Annotated in this window: 17 protein-coding genes; 10 read left to right on the top strand and 7 right to left on the bottom strand. The window is 65.6% G+C overall.

The genetic code is table 11. The annotated features are described in order from the left end of the window. Positions 1-34 precede the first annotated feature (34 nt). Complete coding sequence (locus B5F89_RS04065) at positions 35-1,933, bottom strand: DEAD/DEAH box helicase (protein ID WP_087430556.1); 1,899 nt, start codon at positions 1,931-1,933, stop codon at positions 35-37. 520 nt (positions 1,934-2,453) lie between these two features. Here B5F89_RS04065 and B5F89_RS04060 point away from each other — a divergent pair. From B5F89_RS04060 to B5F89_RS04050, 3 genes are all read left to right on the top strand, one after another. Continuing rightward, a complete protein-coding gene (locus tag B5F89_RS04060; protein ID WP_087430516.1) occupies positions 2,454-4,811 on the top strand; it encodes a heavy metal translocating P-type ATPase in 2,358 nt (785 codons plus the stop codon). A 113-nt stretch (positions 4,812-4,924) separates the two neighbouring features. Then, on the top strand, positions 4,925-5,146 hold the full coding sequence (locus B5F89_RS04055; RefSeq protein ID WP_087430515.1) for a heavy metal-associated domain-containing protein: 222 nt from the start codon (positions 4,925-4,927) through the stop codon (positions 5,144-5,146). 2 nt (positions 5,147-5,148) lie between these two features. After that, on the top strand, positions 5,149-5,421 hold the full coding sequence (locus tag B5F89_RS04050; RefSeq protein ID WP_087430514.1) for a metal-sensing transcriptional repressor: 273 nt from the start codon (positions 5,149-5,151) through the stop codon (positions 5,419-5,421). Positions 5,422-5,683: 262 nt separating this feature from the next. Here the strand turns inward: B5F89_RS04050 and B5F89_RS04045 are convergent, their stop codons facing one another. Both B5F89_RS04045 and B5F89_RS04040 read right to left on the bottom strand, forming a co-directional pair. Further along, positions 5,684-6,202 carry a nitroreductase gene (locus B5F89_RS04045; RefSeq protein WP_087430513.1) on the bottom strand — a complete coding sequence of 173 codons (519 nt, stop codon included), beginning with the start codon at positions 6,200-6,202 and terminating at the stop codon, positions 5,684-5,686. A gap of 85 nt (positions 6,203-6,287) precedes the next feature. Further along, entirely contained in the window at positions 6,288-7,076 is a 789-nt protein-coding gene (locus B5F89_RS04040; RefSeq protein ID WP_087430512.1) for an ADP-ribosylglycohydrolase family protein, read from the bottom strand. Positions 7,077-7,264: 188 nt separating this feature from the next. Between B5F89_RS04040 and B5F89_RS04035 the strand changes: the two genes are divergently transcribed. Beyond that, a complete protein-coding gene (locus tag B5F89_RS04035; RefSeq protein ID WP_087430511.1) occupies positions 7,265-7,687 on the top strand; it encodes a peptide deformylase in 423 nt (140 codons plus the stop codon). A gap of 9 nt (positions 7,688-7,696) precedes the next feature. On the opposite strand, the gene B5F89_RS04030 is transcribed toward B5F89_RS04035, so the two are convergent. Both B5F89_RS04030 and B5F89_RS04025 read right to left on the bottom strand, forming a co-directional pair. Further along, positions 7,697-8,404 (bottom strand): CBS domain-containing protein, encoded by a 708-nt coding sequence (locus B5F89_RS04030; RefSeq protein WP_158098416.1) that lies wholly within the window; start codon positions 8,402-8,404, stop codon positions 7,697-7,699. A gap of 855 nt (positions 8,405-9,259) precedes the next feature. Further along, a complete protein-coding gene (locus B5F89_RS04025) occupies positions 9,260-9,670 on the bottom strand; it encodes a TIGR04076 family protein (RefSeq protein ID WP_087430509.1) in 411 nt (136 codons plus the stop codon). Between the two features lie 777 nt (positions 9,671-10,447). On the opposite strand from B5F89_RS04025, the gene B5F89_RS04020 reads away from it, so the two are divergent. Next, a complete protein-coding gene (locus tag B5F89_RS04020; protein WP_239286668.1) occupies positions 10,448-11,983 on the top strand; it encodes a hypothetical protein in 1,536 nt (511 codons plus the stop codon). A gap of 809 nt (positions 11,984-12,792) precedes the next feature. On the opposite strand, the gene B5F89_RS04015 is transcribed toward B5F89_RS04020, so the two are convergent. Together B5F89_RS04015 and B5F89_RS04010 are read right to left on the bottom strand one after the other, a co-directional pair. Continuing rightward, positions 12,793-14,937: an immunoglobulin domain-containing protein gene (locus B5F89_RS04015; protein ID WP_087430508.1), complete on the bottom strand. Its 2,145-nt coding sequence runs from the start codon at positions 14,935-14,937 to the stop codon at positions 12,793-12,795. 182 nt (positions 14,938-15,119) lie between these two features. Continuing rightward, positions 15,120-16,334, bottom strand: a complete 1,215-nt coding sequence (locus B5F89_RS04010; protein WP_087430507.1) for a LuxR C-terminal-related transcriptional regulator — start codon at positions 16,332-16,334, stop codon at positions 15,120-15,122. 169 nt (positions 16,335-16,503) lie between these two features. Between B5F89_RS04010 and B5F89_RS04005 the strand changes: the two genes are divergently transcribed. The 5 genes from B5F89_RS04005 to B5F89_RS09975 are packed head-to-tail and all read left to right on the top strand — an operon-like array spanning position 16,504 to position 21,609. Next, entirely contained in the window at positions 16,504-17,040 is a 537-nt protein-coding gene (locus B5F89_RS04005; RefSeq protein WP_087430506.1) for a hypothetical protein, read from the top strand. 3 nt (positions 17,041-17,043) lie between these two features. After that, the gene (locus tag B5F89_RS10210) at positions 17,044-17,463 is read left to right on the top strand and encodes a hypothetical protein (RefSeq protein ID WP_239286667.1); all 420 of its coding nucleotides are present in this window, start codon (positions 17,044-17,046) and stop codon (positions 17,461-17,463) included. Further along, the gene (locus tag B5F89_RS03995; protein ID WP_087430505.1) at positions 17,417-20,380 is read left to right on the top strand and encodes a DUF4268 domain-containing protein; all 2,964 of its coding nucleotides are present in this window, start codon (positions 17,417-17,419) and stop codon (positions 20,378-20,380) included. The genes B5F89_RS10210 and B5F89_RS03995 overlap by 47 nt, the downstream gene beginning before the upstream one ends. 51 nt (positions 20,381-20,431) lie before the next feature. Continuing rightward, positions 20,432-21,343, top strand: a complete 912-nt coding sequence (locus tag B5F89_RS03990; RefSeq protein ID WP_087430504.1) for a hypothetical protein — start codon at positions 20,432-20,434, stop codon at positions 21,341-21,343. Positions 21,344-21,393: 50 nt separating this feature from the next. Beyond that, a complete protein-coding gene (locus B5F89_RS09975) occupies positions 21,394-21,609 on the top strand; it encodes a hypothetical protein (RefSeq protein ID WP_143758334.1) in 216 nt (71 codons plus the stop codon). Positions 21,610-21,616: the final 7 nt, after the last annotated feature.

The following is a 21,616-nucleotide window of genomic DNA, read 5'->3' as shown; positions in this document are numbered from 1 at the left end:
TTGAGGGGGCGGCGCTATGCGTTGTCTGCGACGGCTATCGGCGCCCGCCGCGGTCACCGGGACGACGCCCCGTGGCGCCGCCGTGCGGCACGCCCACGCTCTTGGCGGGACGCCCATGGCTGCCGCGGTTGTCGCGGCCGCCGGCACGGCCGGTGCGGGTGCGGGAGCGGCGCTCAGAGACCTGGTCGGCGTTGCGCCAATCGTGTGCCACCTCGCTGCCAGCGCGGCGCTCCGCAGCGCGGCGGCTCTCCGGCTTGCGGTTGCCCTCGGCGTGGCGGTTCTCCGGCCTGGCGCGACGCTCCGCGCGACGACCCTCGGGCTTGCGGTTGCCCTCGCTACGGTGGCTCTCCACCCGGCGGTCGTGGCGCGACCAGTTGGCGTGGTCGCCACCGCTCACCACAGGGGCAGCCTCCTCGCGCGAAGTGGTGCGCACCTCCTCGCGCACACGCGTCTTGCCCGCGCGCTTGGGGCGCGCCGGGCGCGGCGCCGCGCCCGAGCCGGTCTTGGCGCGACCCGCAGGCGATACGGCACCGGCACTCGCACCCTCGCGATCGGCTGACGGAGCAGCAACCGTGCGCTCGCGGGTGCGACCGGCAGACGAAGCAGCGGTCTTGCTCTTCTTGCGCTTGGAGGTCGACTTGCCGCGCTTGGTCTTCTTCTTGGCGGGACGCACCTCCGGCACGCGGCCGGGGTCGACCGCAGGCGGCTTCTCACCCACCACAAGGCCGTGCGCGTCAAAGATTGCCGCCGTCTTGCCCATAAGGGCCTCAATGGCAAAGAACTCGTCCACATCGTTCTCGGTCACAAAGGTGAGCGCCCAGCCGAGCTCGCCGGCGCGGCCCGTACGGCCGATGCGATGGATGTAGTCGGTCGGCTCCTCGGGCACGTCAAAGTTCACCACGTAGCGCACGTCGGTGATGTCGATGCCGCGGGCGAGCACGTCGGTTGCCACAAGCACGTCGCACGTGCCCGTGCGGAACGCCTCGAGGGCGCGCTCACGCTGCGCCTGGCTGCGGTTGCCGTGGATGGGCTGCGCCTTGATGCCCGCGCGGTTGAGGCGCCGGCAGCACGCGTCGGCGCGGTGCTTGGTACGCGTGAAGACGATGACACGGGATGCGCCCTCGCGCTTGAGGACCTCGGCAAGAAGCGCGTTTTTGGCCTCGAGGGACACGGGCAGCACAAACTGGTCGACGGTGTCTGCCGTGGAGGTCGCCGGCGCAATCTCCACGCGCGCGGGGTCGCGCACCAGATCGGTGATGGAGCCCACCGCGGCCTCGTCGAGCGTGGCCGAGAACAGAAGCGTCTGGCGCTCAGCGGGCGTGTGGTCCACGATCTTGCGAACTGCGGGCAAAAAGCCCATGTCGAGCATACGGTCCGCCTCGTCGAGCACAAGCACGCGCACCTCGGAGAGGTCCGCCGCGCCCTGGTCGATAAGGTCCACAAGACGCCCCGGCGTGGCGACGAGCACGTCGCAGCCGCGCTTGAGCGCGCTGATCTGCGGGTTGTAGGAAAGGCCTCCCACCACGGTCACCGCCGTGTGGCGCGTGCGGCGGGCAATCTTGGTCGCCACCTCGTCGATCTGCTGGGCAAGCTCGCGCGTGGGGGTGATGATGAGCATGAAGGGCCCGCGGCCGGCGGCGTCTCTGCGCGCGCGGTTGCGGGAGCGCCGCGAGGAGCCGGCGTCACCCTCGGGCAGCACGTGGTCCAAACGGTCGAGGGCGGGCAGCAGGAAGGCCGCCGTCTTGCCGGTGCCCGTCTGGGCCGCAGCGAGCAGGTCGCGCCCAGCGAGCACCTCGGGGATGGCCGCCGCCTGAACGGGCGTGGGTGCGGTGTAGCCGAGGTCGCGCACAGCGGCGAGCACGGTGGACGAGAGGCCGAGGTCCTCAAAGCGAGCGGCAGTCTCGACCTGGTCGTTCTTCTGGGTTTCAGTCATAGATTTGATATCCGTTCCAAGCATGACGAGCACGCGATCGCATACACGGCCGCACGGCACATGCCTCAAGAAAAGTGTTCGTATCGGCGATATCGCGCGAAGCGGGCGCCAAGGCCAGCTGGAGCAGAAGCGCGGGAGCAGAAAACCGCCGCGGTAAGTATAGGGGTCCCGTCGGCGCCCGTGGGAGGAAGCCGCCGGCGCGCACGCAAACCCCATCATGCGCACGATGCGGGGGCGCTGACCCCCGTGCGCGCCAGAGCGCGTGGGCGGCGAGGGCGATTCGCGCCATTGAAGCCATTGAAGAATGAGCAATGTGCAAAATAGTGCACATTGCCAGAAGAAGCTATGGGCGCAGACGCATGGGCAGCGCAGATATAGCGCGTCTTTTCGCGCGTTCTGAGCGTTTCTCTCAAAATTGTCTTATACACCCCACCCCCCGGGGGTATATGATGGGCAGGAACAATCCCGTCGCACCGCCCGGCAAGACCACGGTGCGACGCTTAGCCCAAGGAGGCAACTCATGGCACACGAATGCTTCGATGTGAGCGGCATGACCTGCGCGGCGTGCCAAGCCCATGTGGAGAAGGCGGTCGAGAAGCTCGACGGCGTCCAGAGCGTTGCGGTGAATCTGCTCTCGGGCTCGATGACGGTCGACTTTGACGAGAACGCGCTTTCAGACGAGGACATCGTGAGCGCCGTTGACCGCGCGGGCTACTCGGCATCCCCCCAAGGGGGTCCTGCCGCCGCGTCCGGCACCGCGAGCACGCAGGCACGCGCCGCCAAGCTCGAATCCCCCACCAAGAAGCTCGAGGCGACCGCACGCGCCATGAAGCGGCGCCTCATCACGTCGCTCATCTTCTGGGCGCCCCTTTTCTACATCGGCATGGGTCACATGCTCGGCTGGCCGGTGCTCGCCGTCTTTACCGACCCCGCCCATGCCATGACGCTCGCCCTGACCGAGCTTGCGCTGGCGCTTCCCATCATGTACGTCAACCGCGCCTACTTTGAGAACGGCTTCAAGTCGCTCTGGCACCGCGCTCCCACCATGGACGCGCTCATAGCCATCGGCTCGGCGGCGAGCGCCGCCTGGTCGCTCTACGCGATGTTCCTCATGGCGGACGCGCTTGCCGCGGGCACCCCCGCAGGCGTTGAGGCAGCGCACATGATCTGCATGGACAACCTCTACATCGAGAGCGCGGGCACCATCCTCACGCTCGTCACCGTGGGCAAGTACCTCGAGACCCGCAGCAAGTCCAAGACGGGCGGCGCGCTCGAGAAGCTCATCGACCTTGCGCCCAAGCGCGCCACGATCGTTGCCGAGGACGGCAGCGAGTCCGAGGTCGCTGTCGAGACTATCCCGCTCGGTGCGACGGTGCTCGTGCGCCCCGGCGAGTCGATTCCTGTGGACGGCATTGTGCTCGAGGGAAGCTCCGCCGTCGACGAGAGCGCGCTCACCGGCGAATCGATTCCCGTGGAGAAGCACCCCGGCGACACCGTCAACGCCGCCACGGTCAACCGCACGGGCTCGTTCACCTTCCGCGCCACGCGTGTGGGCAGCGACACGGCCCTCGCCAAGATCGTCCAGCTCGTGGAGGACGCAAACGCCACCAAGGCGCCCATCGCACGCATTGCCGACAAGGTCGCCGGCGTCTTTGTGCCGGTGGTGCTCGGCATCTCCGTCGTCACGTTTATCGCGTGGATGATCGTGACGGGCAACGTCAACGAGGCCCTCACCGCCGCCGTGGCGGTGGTGGTGATCAGCTGCCCGTGCGCGCTCGGGCTCGCCACGCCCGTGGCCATTATGGTGGGCACCGGCAAGGGCGCCGAGATGGGCGTGCTCTTTAAGAGCGCCGAGGCCCTTGAGACCCTGCAGAAGGTGAGCGTGGTGGTGCTCGACAAGACGGGCACCGTGACAGAGGGGCGTCCCGTGGTGACCGACGTCATCCCCGCGCGCCGCGCCGACGGCACGCCCGCCATGAGCGAGAAGGCCCTCATGAAGCTCGCCGCCGCGCTCGAACGCAAAAGCGAGCACCCGCTTGCCGAGGCCATCATGGCGCGCGCGGAGGAGATGGGCATCGTCGCACGCGTGGTGGACGACTTTGCCGCCGTTCCGGGGCGCGGCGTGACGGCCCGCGAGGGCGAGAGCGCCGTCGCCGCCGGCAACGCAGCCCTCATGGCGGAGCTGGGGATCGAGGTTGACGAAGACCTGCGTGCTGAGCTCGCCCGCGACGGCAAGACGCCGCTCTTCTTTGCGCGCAACGGTACCCTCGCCGGCACCATCGCCGTCGCCGACCAAGTGAAGCCCACGAGCGCCGCGGCCATTCAGGCGCTCGGCGAACTTGGCATCGACACCATCATGCTCACGGGCGACAACGCCCAGACCGCGCAAGCCATCGCCGGGCGCGTGGGCCTCACCCGCGTAATCGCCGACGTGATGCCCGCCGACAAGGAGCGCCACGTGCGCGAGCTCGAGGACGCAGGCGCCGTCGTTGCCATGGTGGGCGACGGCATCAACGACTCCCCTGCGCTCGCCCGCGCCGACGTGGGCATTGCCATTGGGACCGGCGCCGACATCGCCAAGGAAGGCGCCGACGTAGTCCTTATGAAAAGCGACCTGCTCGACGTGGCGCGCGCCATCGAGCTCTCGCGCGCCGTCATCCGCAACATCAAACAGGACCTCTTCTGGGCGCTCTTCTACAACGCCTGCGGCATCCCGCTCGCGGCGGGCGTGTTCTTCCCCATCCTGGGATGGCAGCTCTCGCCCATGTTTGGCGCTGCGGCCATGAGCCTCTCGAGCGTATGCGTCTGCACCAACGCCCTGCGCCTGAGGGGATTTAGGCCAAAAGTGACCGGCCGCATCGCGGGCACGCAGGGCTAGGGCGCCGGCCGCGGGCGACCGTCGCGCAGCGAATCACCACCGCGCGTCTCCCCGCGTTGCCAACCAATAGGTACACCGGACGGCACCGCCGTCCTCAACAGAAAGGACCGACCATGAACTACACCATCAAGACCGAGGGCCTGCACTGCGGTCACTGCGACGCCGCCGTCGAGACCGAGCTCATGAAGGTCGCAGGCGTGACCGACGCCGACGCAGACCACGAGACCAACACGGTCACCGTCGAGTGCGAGGGCGACGTTAGCCCCGAGGCGCTCGAGGCCGCCGTCACTGCCGCCGGCGACGCCTTTAAGGTCGTCTCCATCGCAGCCGCCTAACCATGCAGGCCGATACCGATAAGACCCTTCGCTTGCTGCGCACCGCGCGCGGGCAGATCGACGGCATCATCCGCATGGTCGAGGCCGACCGCTACTGCATCGACATCTCGACCCAGCTCATGGCCACCCAGTCGATCCTCGCGCGCATCAACGCCGACGTGCTCAAGGCGCACCTCGAGCACTGCGTCGCCGGCGCGCTCGCGTCGGGCACGCCCGAGGAGAAGGCCGAGAAGCTCGCCGAAGTGGAACGCGTCATCGACAAGCTTGCGAAGTAACGTCTCCGGGAGTGCACGCACCGGCGCTTCCGCACCCTCAAGTCGCTTATGAGCGTAACGGGCGAACTGCATGATGAAGGGCAGGTAGAAGCTCATTTGAACAAAAGCTTCCACCTGCCCTTTCTTTAGGAAGAAACGCTTTGTCGATTGCGCCTTATGGTAAGAGCCGGCACTTTACGCTCATAAACGACTTGAGCTCCCCGTGCGACCTCAACGAAGGCACAAAGCCGCGTCAAAAGACGCCGCTCGGCAAGGTGCCGTCCTATTCCGCCCAGAACACGCGGCGCTCGCGGCGCGGCTTAGGCTCGGGGTCCTGCGCCGGCCAGCCGAGGATGCAGTTGCCAATGCCCTCGTAGTCGCCCTCGACGCCGAGGTCGGCGAGCAGCTGCTTGAACTCCGGCTGGTCAAAGACCTCCTTGGCGCGGTGGATCCAGCAGCTGGCAAGACCGAGCGTGTGTGCCGCGTTCATGAGGTTACTCATCACAAGCGAACCGTCGTAGACGTAGGTGGGCACGTCGCGCGGGGCGAGCACCACGAGCACAACAGGGGCGCCGTAGAACGGATCGCCGTCGCCGCCCATGACGGCGGCGTTGGCTGCCGAGAGACGGTCGCGGAGCGCCCGGTCGGTCACCGCAACGATGATGGGAGACTGACGGCCCATGCCGCTCGGCGCCCAGAGACCGGCCTCGATAACCTGCTCGATAAGCTCACGCGGGACGGGCTTGTCCTCGTAGGCACGCACGCTCCTGCGCTCTTCGAGTGACTTGATGATGTCATTCATGGGAGGCTCCTTTCGCATAACAGAAACGTATTCCTTCGTTTCATACCCAGAAGAGCCTCTTGAGCCGCACGGGTAGCGACTCGTATCAGAAGAGGCACGCCTCGATGACGTCGCGCCCGCGCAGCGCAGCGAGCCACCGCACAGGAATCGCATCGGCGCCGTAAACGATGCCCGCAAGCGCGCCTGCCACGGCCGCGGTGGTATCGGTGTCGTCGCCCAAGTTCACCGCGGCGAGCACGCAGTCCTTATAGGTCGAGGTCGTAAGCAAACACCAGAGCGCCGCCTCGTAGGTGTCGCGCACAAAACCGCCCGAGCGAATCTCCGCCTGCGGGCGCGCCGCCAGCGCGGCGGCGTCCGAAACCGCATCGCACGGGGCCGTGCCGCGCACAAGCTTCCGCGCGATGCGCACGAGTGCCACGCAGAGCTCCGTAGAGGTTGGGTGCGCGTGCGTGATTGCCGAGACCGCGCGCACCTCATCGTCGGTCGCATCCGTGAAGGCGAGGGGCACCGTGCGCATGAGCGACCCGTTGCCGTTATCCCACTCCCCCGCGCAACCATACCCCTGGTCAAGGGCGCGGGCGCACGCCCCGCCGATGTCAAAGAGCCCGTCAACGGTGTAGGCGCCCTCGCGGTACCACCGCACAAAGCGATGCCGAATGTCCTCGGTATCGATGCGGCCGAGTTCCCGGAAGCTATCGCAGATGCAGAGCGCCATGGAGGTGTCGTCGCTCCACATCCCCGCCGGCTGGTGATGTGAGCCAAAGCCCACCATATCCGTGCAGGCAAAGGTGCCGCGCGCACGGAACTCGTACGGCACGCCGAGGGCATCGGCCACCGCCTGCCCTAGGATGCAATCCCTAAGCATCGCTGCCATATCGACCTCCCGTACCGCAATGGACCTTCCGAGCGCGCGCTGCCGCGCCGCCCGTAATGGCATCATTATAGAAACGAGCCCGGGCATCCGTCCGCATTGGACGGCGTCCCTCAGCAGACGCCACGCCAACCAAAACCCGGCGTCCGCAGGTGCAACGCTTGCGGGCGGCCAACCGTAAGGAGCCAAGCATGATCCGCCCCATCATGACCTCGCGCATCATCCTCGCGCGTCCCTCAGTGGACGCCGCACCCGGCGACGAGCCGCACGCGCAAGACCTTCTGGACACCTTTGCCGCACACCGGGCGGAGTGCGTTGGCATGGCCGCGAACATGATCGGCATCCTCAAACGCATCATCGTGTTTGCCGAGAGCGGCACTGCAACCTCCCCCGCCCGCCTCATGTACAACCCCGAGCTCATCGCGCAGGCGGAGCCGTTTGAGACCGAGGAGGGTTGCCTCTCGCTCGCGGGCACCCGCCCCACCACGCGCTACCGCCGCATCACCGTGCGGTATCAGGACGAGAGCTGGCGCGAGCGCACCGAGCGCTTCAGCGGCTACACCGCAGAAATTATCCAGCACGAGATAGACCACTGCTCAGGCATCGTTATCTAACGCCTCCGCTTAGAAGAATTTGGCGAGGTCCCAAGCGGTAATGATGCCGAGAAGCCGCTCGTCGGGCCTGCCGTGTTCGGTCACAAATACCATGACAAGGCGGTTTGCCTGCCTGAGCGACGCCTGGAAAAGCTCCGCCACCTCGTCGGCGGGCTCGCGGCGCGCCACAAAGGCAAAGCGCCCCGGCTCGTGCGCGTCAAGGGAGAGCAGCCGCTCGAGCTGTTTGAGCGTCGCCGTCTCGGGAATCTCGAGCGCCATATCGTCCACCAGATACGAAAGCACGGTGCTCTCGCTCAACACGCCCACCACGCGCCCGTCGGCCAAGATGGGCACGTGCGCGTAGCCGTGCTCGGCCATGTCGCGCAGTACCGGGCGCAGGGGCTCGTCCATAGTGGCGACGCGGATCTTCTCGCGCCGGGTGCAGACGTCCTCCGCCGCGCCCATGTCCTCAAAGCGCTCGAGCGTAGAGCGGAGCGCGTCGAGCATGGCGTCGCTGGGGATGACGGCGTAGGATCCGTCGATACGCTCGTTATGCTGGAGGAAGTTCCGCACCTCACGGCAGTAGTCGAGCTCGTCGCGAAGCGCCCGGGGTGCCTTGTCGCGACTGAGCAGCCACGCGATGGCGCCTCCGTCGCGCGAGAGGTTGTACCGCTCGCGGATGAGCCGCTCGAGCCGGTTGTACAGGTCCAAAAACTCAACGGTGTTGTCAGCGGTCATGGGCGCCCCTTCCGATTTACCTACGTCCATGGTACCCGACCCACCGCGGACAAATTCGCCAGCGAGCCTCGCGACGTCCAGCTAGGATTATTCCAAACAGAATAATTCTGATCAGAATAATCCTCGACGGCAAAGGCAGCGGTACCGCGCAAACCAGATGTGAACGAAGAAACCAACGTAAGGGTCGTTTCTGCGGTGTTCGAGCTCGGAATCGATGCAGGAGCGTTGGCACACAAAGACGTCATCGCGGTAGTCGTGCATGACAGCTCGACCGTTCTCGCCGCAGCTCTCAACAGTTGAGAGCAACCGCCGACACAGGAAAGAGAGGTCTTCAAGCGGCGACAAAACGAAGGGATTAGAATGGTTTTATGGGGCAGTACCTGGGTGAGGAGCCGGGGCCCACGCCCGGACGGGCAGCGTTCCGATGAGGAAAAGTCGGCGCGTGTGCCCGCAAATCGCGAGGCACGCCCCAACGAAAACGACGGGGGTACCGCCTCGCGCGAGGAGAGGGATTCCTACCGGGATTTCAGTGCACCGGTGCCTGGGCCCTCTCCTTCCTTTTATCACGCGCTCGGACGTTCCATCCCGAGAGGCTCTATCGGCCCCACGAGCGCGACACTCATAGCGAGGCGTCCGGAACTAATGCAAAAGATGGTAGAGGATGCGGCGTTCAAGCGGACGCTGCCCACCACGATCCGCTCGGCGGCGCAGACGAGAAATCATTGCTGGGTTGTCGTGGCGGGGTGAAGCGAGATCCCAGGCGCAACCTGCGAGGAAGAGCAAGGTGCAGCGGTGGCTGCACGAGCGGCTGGCGGGTCTGAGTGAGATCTGCATCGACCCGGAGCGGGCGGAGCGCTACCCGGTGTAGGCGTCTTCGGCGGTGTTCGTGAAGCCCTGCCGCTCGAGCCACTCCCGCTCCTCGTCGGTCTCGGGGACGTCGATGCGCTCGATCTTGAAGATGACGGGGCGGGCGCCGTCATTGCAGCAGGCGATCATCACGCGGTCGTCGTTGGTCCAGCGCTTCATGATGGATCCGCCCTGGAGCGCCGTGTAGACGTAGCGGCTGACCGCGTCCCACGCCTCGCCGCAGAACTTGCCGTTCATGAGGTGGTAGAAGTCGTCTTGCTGGGGCGTGCGCCTGAGCAGGAACGTGTCGCCCGGCTTGAAGAACGAGCAGGGGCCGGAGTGCGGGTCGGCGAGGTACCTCTCCTGGTACTCGGCGAAGCATTTGGTCTCTAGGACGGTGATGCGGCATTCGTGTTTCATGGCGCCCCCTATCGGTGGAACGCGGGACGACGCCGGAAACCTCCAGTGGTAGAGGGCAGCGCGCCGTCCCGTGCGCTCATTATACGGGGCGCGCATGCGGGGTTTTCCACATCATGGCTTCCGGGCGTTCTTCTCGGCATGAAACGCTTTGGAACACGCGGCGACGCTTCGCGCGAAGCGCTGGGAGGTTATCAACATCTTCTCGGACGAATGTGCATAATCGCTGGCTGGCGTGCATGGATGGACGTTCTTCTCGTTCTTCTCGTTCTTCTCACCCCCTGCGGAGCAAGACCCGTAGGGGCTTGCGGAGCCCGCGCAGTGACCGCGAAGCGGGCACGGAGCGGTGCGGAGGGTGACAGCGGAACGCTGGCACCCGTAGCTGCGGAGGCAGACCGCTTGCGGGCTGCCGGAGCTTGGAGCAAGACGGCGCATGGAGCCGCGCCGTGGGCTTTCCTGTGGGTAGCGCCCGTGTGCGGCGGAGTGCGCTGGCTTGCGGAACAAGAGCGCCGACTTTGGCGGCGCGATGCGGAGCGCAGACCTTCGGGCTGCGCGGAGGAGCGAGCGACCTTGGCGCGAGCCGCCTGCTTATGCAGACCGCATAAGCAGGAACACCTTCGACAGCTCATATAGCAGAAACAGGGATAGCAGCATAACGGTGCCATCGCGCGCGTGCATGGATGCCTGTGGCGCGTATGGGATGAGCGGCATGGGCAGCGGCAGTTTGCGACGGGCGCTTAACCTGAGCGGCGATTGACGGAACCGTTCGGGAGGTGCGCCGTGGAGGGTCTGGATCGCGATTACTGGGTGCCGGAGCATGTGAGGGAGTGGCTGCGATCCTTGGGGTTTACGCTGCCGCTGGAGGACATGGAGCCGCACATCCGGGCGTGGGACCGGTGGATGCGGGCGCTCGGGGACTTCTACGACTATAGGGACACGGACGGCGTGGGGCGGGTGTACGAGGTGCACCGTCGGTCCATTCATCCCGCCATGCGGGTGTGCCGGGAGTGGGGGTCGCTGCTGCTGAACGACCGGACGCAGGTGGCGTGCTCCGAGCAGGCGTGCACGGACTGGCTCGCGGCGTGGATGGCTCGCACCGGCTTCCTCGCCTCGGCGCAGGAGTGCGTGGTGAGGGCGTTCGGCCTGGGGACGGGCGCGTGGGCCTTGTGGGTCGATGCGGGGTCACGAGAGGTTCGCGTGAGGCGCTACGACGCGCGGATGGTCGTGCCGCTCACGTGGGACGAGGAGGGCGTGACCGAGTGCGCGTTCGTGACGCGGGCGTTCTGGCGCGGGCGCGCGGTCGACCAGGTGCAGCTTCATCTGAAGGGTACGGGCGGGGCGTTCTTCTCGCCTGGCGAATCTCTTGGAGGGGCTGCGGCGGCGGGTTCTTCTCGCCTAACTGACGATGCAAGCAAGGGCACGTATAGGATCGTCACGGCGTGCTTCGACCGGGACGGCAACAGGGTCGAGCCGGAGGGCGTGTGCCCGGTGTACGACACGGGGTCGGTGTGGCCGACCTTCTCGATTGTGAAGCCCGCCGTCGACAACACGCGGGTGGACATGAGCCCCTACGGGCAGTCGGTGTTTGCGGATGCGGTGGACGCCATCCAGGCGGTCGACCTCTGCTATGACGCCATGATGTCAGAGATCGACAACGGGAAGATGCGCGTGTTCCTCTCGGACGTGATGTTCGATACGGAGCGCGACGGCAAGGGCGGGCGCGTCTCCATCCCGTTCGGCAAGGCTGACTGCACCGTGTTCCGCAAGGTCATGAGTACGGAGGACACGATCCACGAGTTCGCGCCGACGCTGCGCACCGAGGCGCAGGCTCGGGCGTTCAGGGTCGCGCTGCAGACGCTCGGCGACCTCTGCGGCTTCGGCATCAACTACTTCGACCTGGAGAACGTCGGGTACGTGAAGACTGCCACAGAGGTGTCGGCGGACAACTCGGCGCTCATGAGGAACATACGCCGCCACGAGCACGCGCTCGAGGGCGCGATCGTCGGCATCTGCCGCGCGCTGCTCGCGGCGGAGCGAAGGCTCGGGGTTGAGCTGCCCGACGAGGGGCTCGTGCGCGTGACGTTCGACGACAGCATCATCACGGACACGACGGCGGAGAAGCGCCAGGACATGGACGAGGTGGCCGCGGGGCTCCTGGAGCCGTGGGAGTACCGCGCCAAGTGGTACGGCGAGGACGAGGCAGCTGCCCGCAGGGGCGCCGCCCGGTCGGGCACCGGCAACGCCGGGTGCGGGCGAGCCGGATCTGGCAGCGCCGGGGCCGACGGCGCGGAGGCGCGCGCCGCCGGGCGGGCGTGACGACGGCGTGCGCGCCCGTGAGACCCGCTGCAGGCCGCGCGGGAGCGGAGGGAAGCGGCTGAGCCCCCTGGCGAGGGCAGACCGCGCAGCGGGCTGGCCCGAGCCGGCGGCGAAGACGCGACCGGAGCGGGGCGCGGCCGTGAGGCTGGCTCCCGCGCGCACGACGGCGGCGCGTACGCCCCGTGCGCGCGACGCAGCGGCGGCGGTCACGGCGCGCTCAGCCCCTGGTTGGCAGCGGCCGGTGGCGGCGGTGCCCGTCCGGGCGGCGAGCTCCCTCGTGAGGGCTGCGGGCGGCGCCGGGCGCGTGTCGGCTACGCGGGCGCACGCGTCGCCCCTGGAGCCCCGAGGCGCTCTTGGGCGCCCGCCGTGGGGGTCGCGAGCGGACGCCACACCCCGCCACCGCCCGTGGACGGGCACGACGGAGCAGCAGCCCAGCTGCCGTAGCGGAGTGCGCGCCGCAGCGAGGGACCGACCCGCCCTGCGCAAAGGCCGACTCCCGTCAGGCCCCGCCCAGAGCGTAGGCTGTGTATGCGCAGCGCCGCGAGGGGCAGACGGCGTAGCCGGAGTGTGCGACCGCCGCGAAGGGCAGACGGCGCAGCCGGCTGACCTGAGCCGGGAGCGACACGCAGGCGGAGCCGGCTGACCCGAGCCGCGGCGCAATACACAGCCGGAGCGGCGGGCGGGGTGTGGCCCCTTCGTCGTGTGCCGCGGGCTTGAGCGTGGCCCCGCGCGGGCGGACGCCCAGCATGGGGAGGGGCGCCCGGCTCGATGCCGGGGCGCCCCTCGCGCGGTCGGTTCCCTCTCGCCGCCTAGCGGCTCCGCCTGCGCAGCGCAGCGCCGGTCGCCAGGGCGGCACCCGCGCATGCGAGCGCCCCGAGGAGGCCGGCGGCGGTCGCGTCGCCCGTGGCGGGAAGCTCGGGGTCGGTCTCGACCGGCTCCGGCTCCGGCCTCGGGTCGGGCCGCTGGGGCGCGACGTAGCCCTCGTCCTTAGCGCCGCAGACGGTGCAGACGCCGTCCTCGAACCTGTGGTCGAGCGCGGGGATGTCGGCCGCGGTGGCCTCTGCGGCGTAAGTGACGCCGTCGAGCTCGACCTCGGCGTAGTAGCGCGTGGTGCCGGGCTCGGTGCAGATGGGCTCGGAGGCGACCGTCGCGGTGGGCTTGGCCGTCAGCTCGAGCGTGTGGGAGGCGTCGCGAGCACAGGCGAACGAGGCGACGAACTCCTCGCCGTCGTCGGACCAGCGCCACGCGGGCTCGCCCCAGGCGTGGCCGAGCGCCGAGCCCTCGTCGGGGCGCGTGTGGGTGGCGCCGCAGCCGTTGTCGCAGGTCGCGGTCTCGGTGCCGTCCTCGGTGCAGGTGGCGTCATGGTTGGACGCGTAGCTCGTGAAGCTGTGGCCGGACGCAGGCACGGTCCGGGTCTGCGTCCTCCCGCACGCGGCGCAGGTGCGTGCCTCGAGGCCGTCCTCGGTGCACGTGGCGGGCTCGGTCGCGGCCCAGGCGCCCCATGCGTGGCCGGCAGCGGGGATCGTCTCGCCCTTTGCGATCACGTAGCCGCAGACGGAGCAGACCGTGTCGCCGGTGTAGCCCTCATCGGTGCAGGTGGCCTTCTTTTCGTTCTGGACGGTGCGCATATGCCCGGCGTAGTCAAGCCTGTCGCCGCAGGCCGCGCACTCGTGCCAGTGTCCGTCCGCGTCGCTCGACCAATCGCTGGCAGGTTTGTGGGCGTGCGCGACTGTGAGGGTCGCGGGGTCGCTTATGACAGCGCCGCCGTCTCCGGTCACAACACAACGGTACTGGTTGCCGCTCATGTCCATTGTGGTTTCCCCTGTGGTATATTCGGCTGCGTTTGCGCTGGCAATATTTGTCCAGTTATTTCCGTTATCGATGCTTTGCTGCCACTGATAGGACAACGGCTCGCTGCCGGTGGCGTTCACGGTAAAGGTGGCGGTTTTGCCCTCGATCACAGATTTATCTGCGGGCTGGGTGATGATGGTACACAGGCTGCCCAGCACCACATCCCCGTCGGCGTTCAGACCAATGTCCCAGGCGTCACCGTCGGAGGAGAAGTAGTCCGCCGGGTTTTCGCCCGCCATATAGTCGCTCCACCCACTGATGAAACTGCGGGGGACACCTTCTGCGGTCACGCCAATGCGCGCGTTTTCGCCCAGAGATCCGGTGATTTTGATAGTATTCCATCCTAAATACAGGTTGTCGGTGGCACCAGCCTTCGTATTGTTTTGAATGATGGAATCACCGGACAGATAAAAGGTGCCGTATAGACACACCCCGCCGCCGTAACCGTAAGTTGCGTCGCTAGTGGCGTTGCCGGTGATGGAGCCGCCGGATAGAGTGAATGAGCCTTTGTTAACCATCACCCCTCCACCTCCACCTGAGGTGACCTGGTTGTTGTTGATGCTGCCGTCTTCCATAGTGAAGGTGCCGCCTTCGTCCACATACACCCCGCCGCCGCTTTCGGCGGTGTTGCCGGCAATGCTGCCGCCGGTCATTGTAAAGGTGCCGCCGCCGCCCACATACACCCCGCCGCCTTTGCTGCCAGAACCGCCGGTGAGAACACCGCCGGTGGAGCAGTCGAACAGGGTAAGACTTGCGCCGCTGCCCACGGAAATGTGCTGCCCCTTCAGATCCAGCTTCTGGCCGTTGAGGCAGAGGATCACCTCACCGCTGACGGTGATGGACTCAGTGCCGGTGTACTCTACATCGCCGAACAGGTAGTAGCTGCCGCCGGATAGGGTGGTGGTGTCCGCCGTCAACTCCGTCCAGCCGTTGCTGTGACTGTCGTGCTCTCCCGCCGCCAGCGCCGTGGCGGGGAGCGCGAGGGCGGCGACCACGAGCGCCGTGAGCAGCAGACTCAGGGACAGCGCCGCGGCGACAAGCCGATTCCGACTCCGTGCGCCGCCCACTTCCAGTTGCTCGTTTCGTCTGACGTTCGGTGTCATATCGCGTGCTCCCCTCTCGGCGCATCGGGCCGCATCGCCGGCGGCGGGCCCGCGTGCCGCCATCCGCGCCACGGCGGACGCCGTGCCCACCGGAAGCGACGCCGGAATAATCGCGATTTCATTATCCCAACACGCGGCCGGGAGCGCATCACCCAGCCGAGGGGCAGAAACGGGTGGTGGGCTCATGCGAGCATGAAGCGAGCGAGGTCCCTCCTGCTCGAGACGCCGAGCTTTCGCATGGACGCGGAGAGGCAGCTCTTCACCGTGTTCACGGAGACGCCCAGGTGCTCCGCGATCTGGGCGTTGGTCCAGTCGCGGGCCGCGAGCATGCACGCCGCGAACTCCGTGGTGGTGAGGTTGTCGGCGACGTCGTCGCCCGTGGCGGGGTTGTGGACGCGCCGCCATCCGGCGGAGAAGCGGTAGGTTATGTCGATGATGCGGCGGAAGTCCTCCGGCCAGGCGGGCTTGATTGCCGCCTCGAGCATGCCGCCGAGGAGCCCGTGGTGCTCGCCGAAGGGCTCGATGAGGCCGTCCGGGCGGGCGAGCTCCCACGCCGCGAGCACGTGCTGGCGCGCCTCGTCGGTGCGGCGGAGCGCCATGAGGCTCATGACGGAGGCGAGGTGCAGGTAGATCGCCGGTATGGGGTAGGTCTCGTCCGCCATGGCGAGGGCGCCGATCGTCATCCCGTACGCCAGCTCGTAGGAGCCCTCGAGGTAGAGGCGGTGCGCGCGCACGTAGCAGGCGAAGAGCCTGAGGCCGGGCGGCAGGAGGGGAAGCGGGTCGGATGCCGGTTGCGCGGCCTCCGGCGCGGGCAGGTGCAGCAGCACGCTCGCCGCGTGCGCGACGAAGACCCCGGCGGCGGCGAGGCGCGGGTCGGCGGGCGCGCCGGAGAGGGCGCCGCGCGCCGCCTCGAGCGACCGCCGCGCGGCGTCGATGCGGCCGAGCGACAGGTTGGCGTAGGCGCAGATCAGGCAGGCGGACAGGCGGGCGCCCGGGTCACCGTGGCCGAGGTAGGGCTCTGCGGCCGCCGCGGCGTCCTCGGCGCGGCCGGCGAAGTAGGCGAGCTCGGCCCGGGCGATGTCGCGCGGCGCCCCCTCGGGGAGGGACGCGGCAGCCTCCTCCGCCCGCCCCGGGGCGAACGGCGTCGCCATGAGCGGCATGAGGGCGCCGAGGGACAGGGGCGCGCGGGCGGCGTCTTCGGCGCCCGCCGCGGACGTTGGCGTGGCCGGCGCGCCCGCGCGGCGCGGGTCGGCCGGCTTGGGCGCGCCCTCGGGGATGCGCCAGGCGCGGCCGAAGCGCTCGGCGCCCGTGACGCGCCCCTCCGCGCAGAGGATCTGCACGCGCCGGGGCGTGACGCCCCACTCCCTCGCGGCCTCCGCCGCCGTCATCCAGCCCATGGCCCCTCCGTCCCCTCGGTTTCCCCTCCTCCCATCTTACCCGAAACGGATTCGCGTACGCGAACACTTCGGTGCGCGGTGGCGGCTTTGTGACGCCGCCGTAGCCTGTGCCCATCTGATGGGTGCGGGCTGTTTCTCTGCCCGCCCGGAGAGAAAGGCGGGCTTTTCTATGGGTGACGGGAACGATGGCGCGGCCGCGCAGGCGCAGGTCGCGGGTGAGCCGCAGGCGCAGGTCGACCAGGCGGCGCAGGCGGCGGTGACGGCGGGGCTCCAGGGCGCAATCGGCGCGGACGGCGACGCGGCCGCCCAGGCGCGCGAGGACTACGAGGCAGCGCTCGCGGAGCGCGACGCGCGCATCGCGGAGCTCGAGGGCGAGATCGCGGAGGTGGCCAAGACCGCCGAGGGCGCGGAGGCCCTGCGCAAGAAGATGGACGAGCTGCGCCGAAAGGGCGACGAGGAGCGCGTCGGCTTCGAGCTGCAGCTCGCGGGCGCGCGCAACGTCAAGGCCGCCCGCGCGCTCCTGCCCGACCACGACAACGACGTCGAGAAGCTCAAGGCCGCGGAGCCCTGGCTCTTCTCGGCACCCGCTGCCCCGGCGCCGACCGGCGCGACGGGCCTCCCGAGCGCGGGCGCCGCCGGGGCCGACGCGTCCACGCAGATGAGCCGCTGGCGCAAGATCGCCGGCCTTCCCGAGAGCGAGGAGTAGCAGATGGCAAACAGCATCGCGTACACCAAGAACTACACGGCCGTCCTGGACGAGGTCTACAAGAGGGCCGCGTGCTCGACGTGCCTGAACAGCCCCCGCCGCATGGCGCGCGCGGGGCGCAACGCCAAGGAGATCATGGTCCCCAAGATCGAGGTGACGGGCCTCGGCGACTGCACGCGCAACGTGGGCTACAAGACGGGGTCGATCACCTACGAGTTCGAGACCAAGGCGTTCAACTACGACCGCGACCGTCGCAATCTACCGAATAGTCGCGATGGAAGCCGGATGGCGTCAGCGCCTAGCCTACAGCTAAAAGAAAAGTCCGCGCCATCGAGTAGAATGATTTCATTCCTCACTTTGTCGTTCGGAGTCCGCCATGAATGCTGCGCCGCAATCAATCGTCAGCTTGCTCACCTCTGCTAACCAGCGAATGGTCATTCCTGTCTACCAGCGTCCTTACTCCTGGGACGAGGAGCAGTGCCGGCAGCTCTGGGACGACATCGTCGCCATCGGCCGTCGTCAAACCGGCACGCATTTCACCGGCTCCGTAGTTATGGTGCTGGGTGATGAATTCAGCATATCCGGGGTAAATAAGCTCCTCGTCATTGACGGCCAGCAGCGCATCACCACACTCAGTCTGCTCATCGTGGCCTTGGCAGAATATGCCAAAACACGCCCCGAGAGGCTCACGCATGTCTCGTACGACGAGATTATTGATAGCGGTTATCTCATCCTGAAGTACAAGAAGGGCGACGACCATTACCGGCTCTCCCTCTCGCAAGGCGATGAACAGACCCTGCGGTCGGTTCTCGACCATCTTGAGGACCCTAATGTCGAAATACTTGAAGGATCCCATCGCATCATCAACAACCTTGAGCTCTTCCGCACCTGGCTGAGCAAAATCGATGATCCCAACGTGATCTGGGATGGCATCCAGCGACTTGAGATTGTGGCGATTGGGCTCAAGCAGGGGCAGGACAACCCTCAGCTCATTTTTGAGTCGATGAACTCCACCGGCAAGGACCTTTCCACCGCGGACCTGGTGCGCAATTTCGTACTCATGGGCCTTCCCATGGACGAACAGGAAAAGCTCTATGCCAACTATTGGCGCAAGATTGAAGAAACGCTTGGCGCTGACAGCTACGACGAGGTCTTCGATGAGTTCCTCCGCAACTGGCTGACGGTCATCAATGCCCCGTCCACTATCGCCACACGTGATGTGTACCGCCTATTCAAACGCCACGTTGCGGATAACGGCTACGACAAGCCGGGCCAGATGGCTATCCTGCTCAAGGACATCCGTCGCTACGCCGGACACTACGCGTGCATCACCGCCGGCGCCTGTGAGGACAAGGCACTCCGCACCCTGTTTGTGCGGATCCAGGTGCTCGACGTCTCGGTAGTCAACCCCTTGCTCATGTCACTTTTCGAGGCCTACCATGACAAGGCTCTCTCGCGTGACGATTTTATCTCCATATTGAGAACAACGGAGAGCTATCTCTTCCGGCGTACCGTGTGCGATGCGGCGACCAATAGTCTGAACAAGTTCTTCTCTTCTGTTATCGCCCGTCTTGCAACCGTGCGCGATGACGGCGGCAACATCCGTGAGGCATTTGAGGCAATTCTTCTGGGCGAAGAAGGCACCGCACGAAGGATGCCGGATGATGCCGAATTTGAGCGAGCGCTCAAAACACGCGACTGCTACGCATTCAAGCGAAGGTTCTATCTTCTCACCACCTTGGAAAACAGTTACCACACGAAGGACCCGCTGGATTTCTCTGGTGGCAACTTTTCCATCGAACACATCATGCCGCAAAATGCGCTCAACAGCCCTGCGTGGCGCACAATGCTCGGCGATGACTGCGAGCGCGTCTATGACGAGCTCATCAACACGCTCGGCAACCTCACACTCACAGCCTACAACCCTGAACTCTCCGATGCTCCGTTTGAGGTAAAGAAGGCGCACCTCAAAGGCGGCTTTAATAAAGACTATCTGATGCTTTCCCAAGCACTACATCACACCAACGTTTGGAATGAGGCGACCATTCGCAACCGCGCCGAGCAGTTGGCGAAGCGCGCGCTCGAGGTCTGGCCGTGCCCCAAGCTCGATTCTACCGTCCTCGCACGTTACAAACCTAGTAAGAAGAAGCCCCAAGCTGCCATGCGAGCTGTGACGTTCCGGACGGTTTGCGCCATGACGCACATCGCTCCAGGAACCAAGCTCTTTGCCCATGAGACGGGAACACTCCTTGAAGCCGAAATCTCCGAAGACTACGGTATCCGTCTTGCCAACGGAGAGGTCTTCACAAGCCCCTCCCGTGCGGCAACACACGCAAAGGAGCTTGTGACAGGCGCGCAGGTTTCAATCAACGGATGGAAGTACTGGCACATAGGAGAAGACGGTCCGCTGCTCTCTGACAAGCGCTCCGAGTATCTTAAGCATGTTGAGGGCCCCAGCCTCAAAGCGGCATTCTGGAGCGGTTTCTACGACTATTGTGCAGAGCGGCAGGATTTTGTCATCGCGTATAGCGATCCCTCCAATAGGGTTGAGAACAACGAGTGGTACGCCACATTTGGACTGGGCATGCGCGACGCCCATGCGACAGCGTATTTTGCCCCAAGAGACGGATGGGTCGGCGCAGGCATTTGGTTTACCAGCATCACGCTTTACAAGAGCCTTCAAGCACGCCGAAATGAAGTTGAGGCAAAGCTTCACGGCATCGACGGCACCGTCGAGTGGCGGTCGCCGAGCAGCGCCTCACGAGAACTGCTAATCGAACTTAAAGCCGACCTCGCTTCGGAGCATTGGGATGCGCTCTACGAGTGGCTTGTCGCCGCTATGCTGAGGCTGCACGTCGTAGCCGACATGCTTCGCACCACATCGAACGATAATTCAGGGGGCGCAGGCACCAACGGTGATACCGGTACATACCAGAAAGACGATTCAGCAGTGTCTAACCATGAGCAGCAGCTTTGCGAGACTGATTTTGACGAGCCGGCTGTCCTGATCAAGATAACTGGTGTCGACCCCTCTAGTATGTCCGAATCCGAGCTTTACGACCGCATACGATGCTGCTGGAAGGTTTCCCCTAACCGAGTTAGCGCCATCCATCTTGCGCTAGGCGTTTGCAACGGGCGCGTTGTTGAGGTTTATCGCGTAGATAAATGGCTCAACGCCGAGGAGGCCAAAGAGCAGGGCGACGGTCTTCTACCGGAAGACGGCCGCTACTTGTTTGTGGGCAAGATCGCTAGCGATGAAATACGCAATCGCTACAAGGGCCGCTTTGCCAGCGAATTGAGCCACGGCCAGAATCCTATCCGCTACGTTGGGGACGTTTAGGCTCGTTAGCGCATCTGCCGTCCTATGACACGCGAGAACGAAAGGCAAGCGTTGGATACCTTCTCATATGAGATTCTTTCGCTGCTGAAGTCAGGGTACCTTGCCGCCAGCGAGAGGGATGACTTTGAGGTCCACGACATCGGATCTTCCTTCTCGGCACGTCAGTTTTACGTGGCGCGACTTGAGGACAATCTCATCCGCTCCATGGACGTCCGCCACATTGAGGAGTACCGCCGTGGCAGCGGATCCGAGTTGGACGACAAGATGCGCGCCCTGCGATCTTCCTCGGCAATGACGTTCAACCTGCTCGGCAATGGACCTGTAAACGTTCTCTGGAGCAACTCACGGGAGAGCTACGAGGTTTCCTACGAGGTGCAACTCCCCACGCGTGCCAGTGGCCTCCCCGCCAACCTTGATGCCATGCTCGTCAATAAGGACCACGTCATCGCCTGTGAAATGAAGATGCTCGAATGGCTTCTCGGCAAACCGGGCGTACTTAAGAGCGCATACCGCAAACGAGAGACGTATCGCGACGAGCGCACCGCAAATGCGTTTCTCAACCTCGCTGACACGCTCTTCGATCAGAACGGCCTGCCGCTTCTCGCACGCTACGACGCTGCACAGATGTTCAAGCACGCGCTTGCGCTCTACAACTCGTGCGCCGAGGGCAGATGGCCCACACAACGCCGCGTTGATCTGGTGAACGTGGTGCATGAAATGGGCGAGAGCGCCCTGAGGCAGCTCTCTCCCCTCTCACGCAACCATTATGAAGACGCGCTTGCCGAGGAGCACCGGGGCGCTCAGCACTTCGTCGAGGCAGCGAGCGAGACGCTCGCCCCGCTATTCGAAACGCCGGGCTTCGCATTTACTATCGTCTATACCCCGGTCTCAGACCTCATCTCGATGCTGGAGCTTGACGATGCGACGTGCTCAACTTTGAGAACGCGCTATCTGCTCGAATAAAAAACCGAAGCAGACGGGGATATGAGACAACTCATAAGGTAAAAGCTATCTTGAGCAGCAGCCATACGGTTAAGTCCTATGTCGAGTGTGAGCGACGAGCGTTTCATGAGCGCAAGGCAAAAGCGAAACGGAACGTATTGGCTGCGGACGAACTCCTCTCCTGGCTCCAGTATCTCACCTATAAAATACCTGAAAAAAAAAGCACTTATAAACTCATGGGACGGGTTTTTGCGCCAACGGTGCTGCTGCACCAGCTTTTCGTTTAACGCCCCA

This window comes from Collinsella sp. An307 (assembly GCF_002161805.1).
Classification (GTDB): domain Bacteria; phylum Actinomycetota; class Coriobacteriia; order Coriobacteriales; family Coriobacteriaceae; genus Coprousia.
This window is presented reverse-complemented; position numbering and strand designations above follow the sequence as displayed.

What these genes read in the sequence shown, in the direction of transcription:
- B5F89_RS04025 (WP_087430509.1), bottom strand. Translation starts at nt 9,670, where the DNA reads ATGAAACACGAATGCCGCATCACCGTCCTAGAGACCAAATGCTTCGCC.
- B5F89_RS04010 (WP_087430507.1), bottom strand. Translation starts at nt 16,334, where the DNA reads ATGGGCTGGATGACGGCGGCGGAGGCCGCGAGGGAGTGGGGCGTCACG.
- B5F89_RS04050 (WP_087430514.1), top strand. Translation starts at nt 5,149, where the DNA reads ATGCAGGCCGATACCGATAAGACCCTTCGCTTGCTGCGCACCGCGCGC.
- B5F89_RS03995 (WP_087430505.1), top strand. Translation starts at nt 17,417, where the DNA reads ATGAATGCTGCGCCGCAATCAATCGTCAGCTTGCTCACCTCTGCTAAC.
- B5F89_RS04030 (WP_158098416.1), bottom strand. Translation starts at nt 8,404, where the DNA reads ATGACCGCTGACAACACCGTTGAGTTTTTGGACCTGTACAACCGGCTC.
- B5F89_RS04005 (WP_087430506.1), top strand. Translation starts at nt 16,504, where the DNA reads ATGGGTGACGGGAACGATGGCGCGGCCGCGCAGGCGCAGGTCGCGGGT.
- B5F89_RS04055 (WP_087430515.1), top strand. Translation starts at nt 4,925, where the DNA reads ATGAACTACACCATCAAGACCGAGGGCCTGCACTGCGGTCACTGCGAC.
- B5F89_RS04045 (WP_087430513.1), bottom strand. Translation starts at nt 6,202, where the DNA reads ATGAATGACATCATCAAGTCACTCGAAGAGCGCAGGAGCGTGCGTGCC.
- B5F89_RS10210 (WP_239286667.1), top strand. Translation starts at nt 17,044, where the DNA reads ATGGCAAACAGCATCGCGTACACCAAGAACTACACGGCCGTCCTGGAC.
- B5F89_RS04060 (WP_087430516.1), top strand. Translation starts at nt 2,454, where the DNA reads ATGGCACACGAATGCTTCGATGTGAGCGGCATGACCTGCGCGGCGTGC.
- B5F89_RS04065 (WP_087430556.1), bottom strand. Translation starts at nt 1,933, where the DNA reads ATGACTGAAACCCAGAAGAACGACCAGGTCGAGACTGCCGCTCGCTTT.
- B5F89_RS04040 (WP_087430512.1), bottom strand. Translation starts at nt 7,076, where the DNA reads ATGGCAGCGATGCTTAGGGATTGCATCCTAGGGCAGGCGGTGGCCGAT.
- B5F89_RS04035 (WP_087430511.1), top strand. Translation starts at nt 7,265, where the DNA reads ATGATCCGCCCCATCATGACCTCGCGCATCATCCTCGCGCGTCCCTCA.
- B5F89_RS04015 (WP_087430508.1), bottom strand. Translation starts at nt 14,937, where the DNA reads ATGACACCGAACGTCAGACGAAACGAGCAACTGGAAGTGGGCGGCGCA.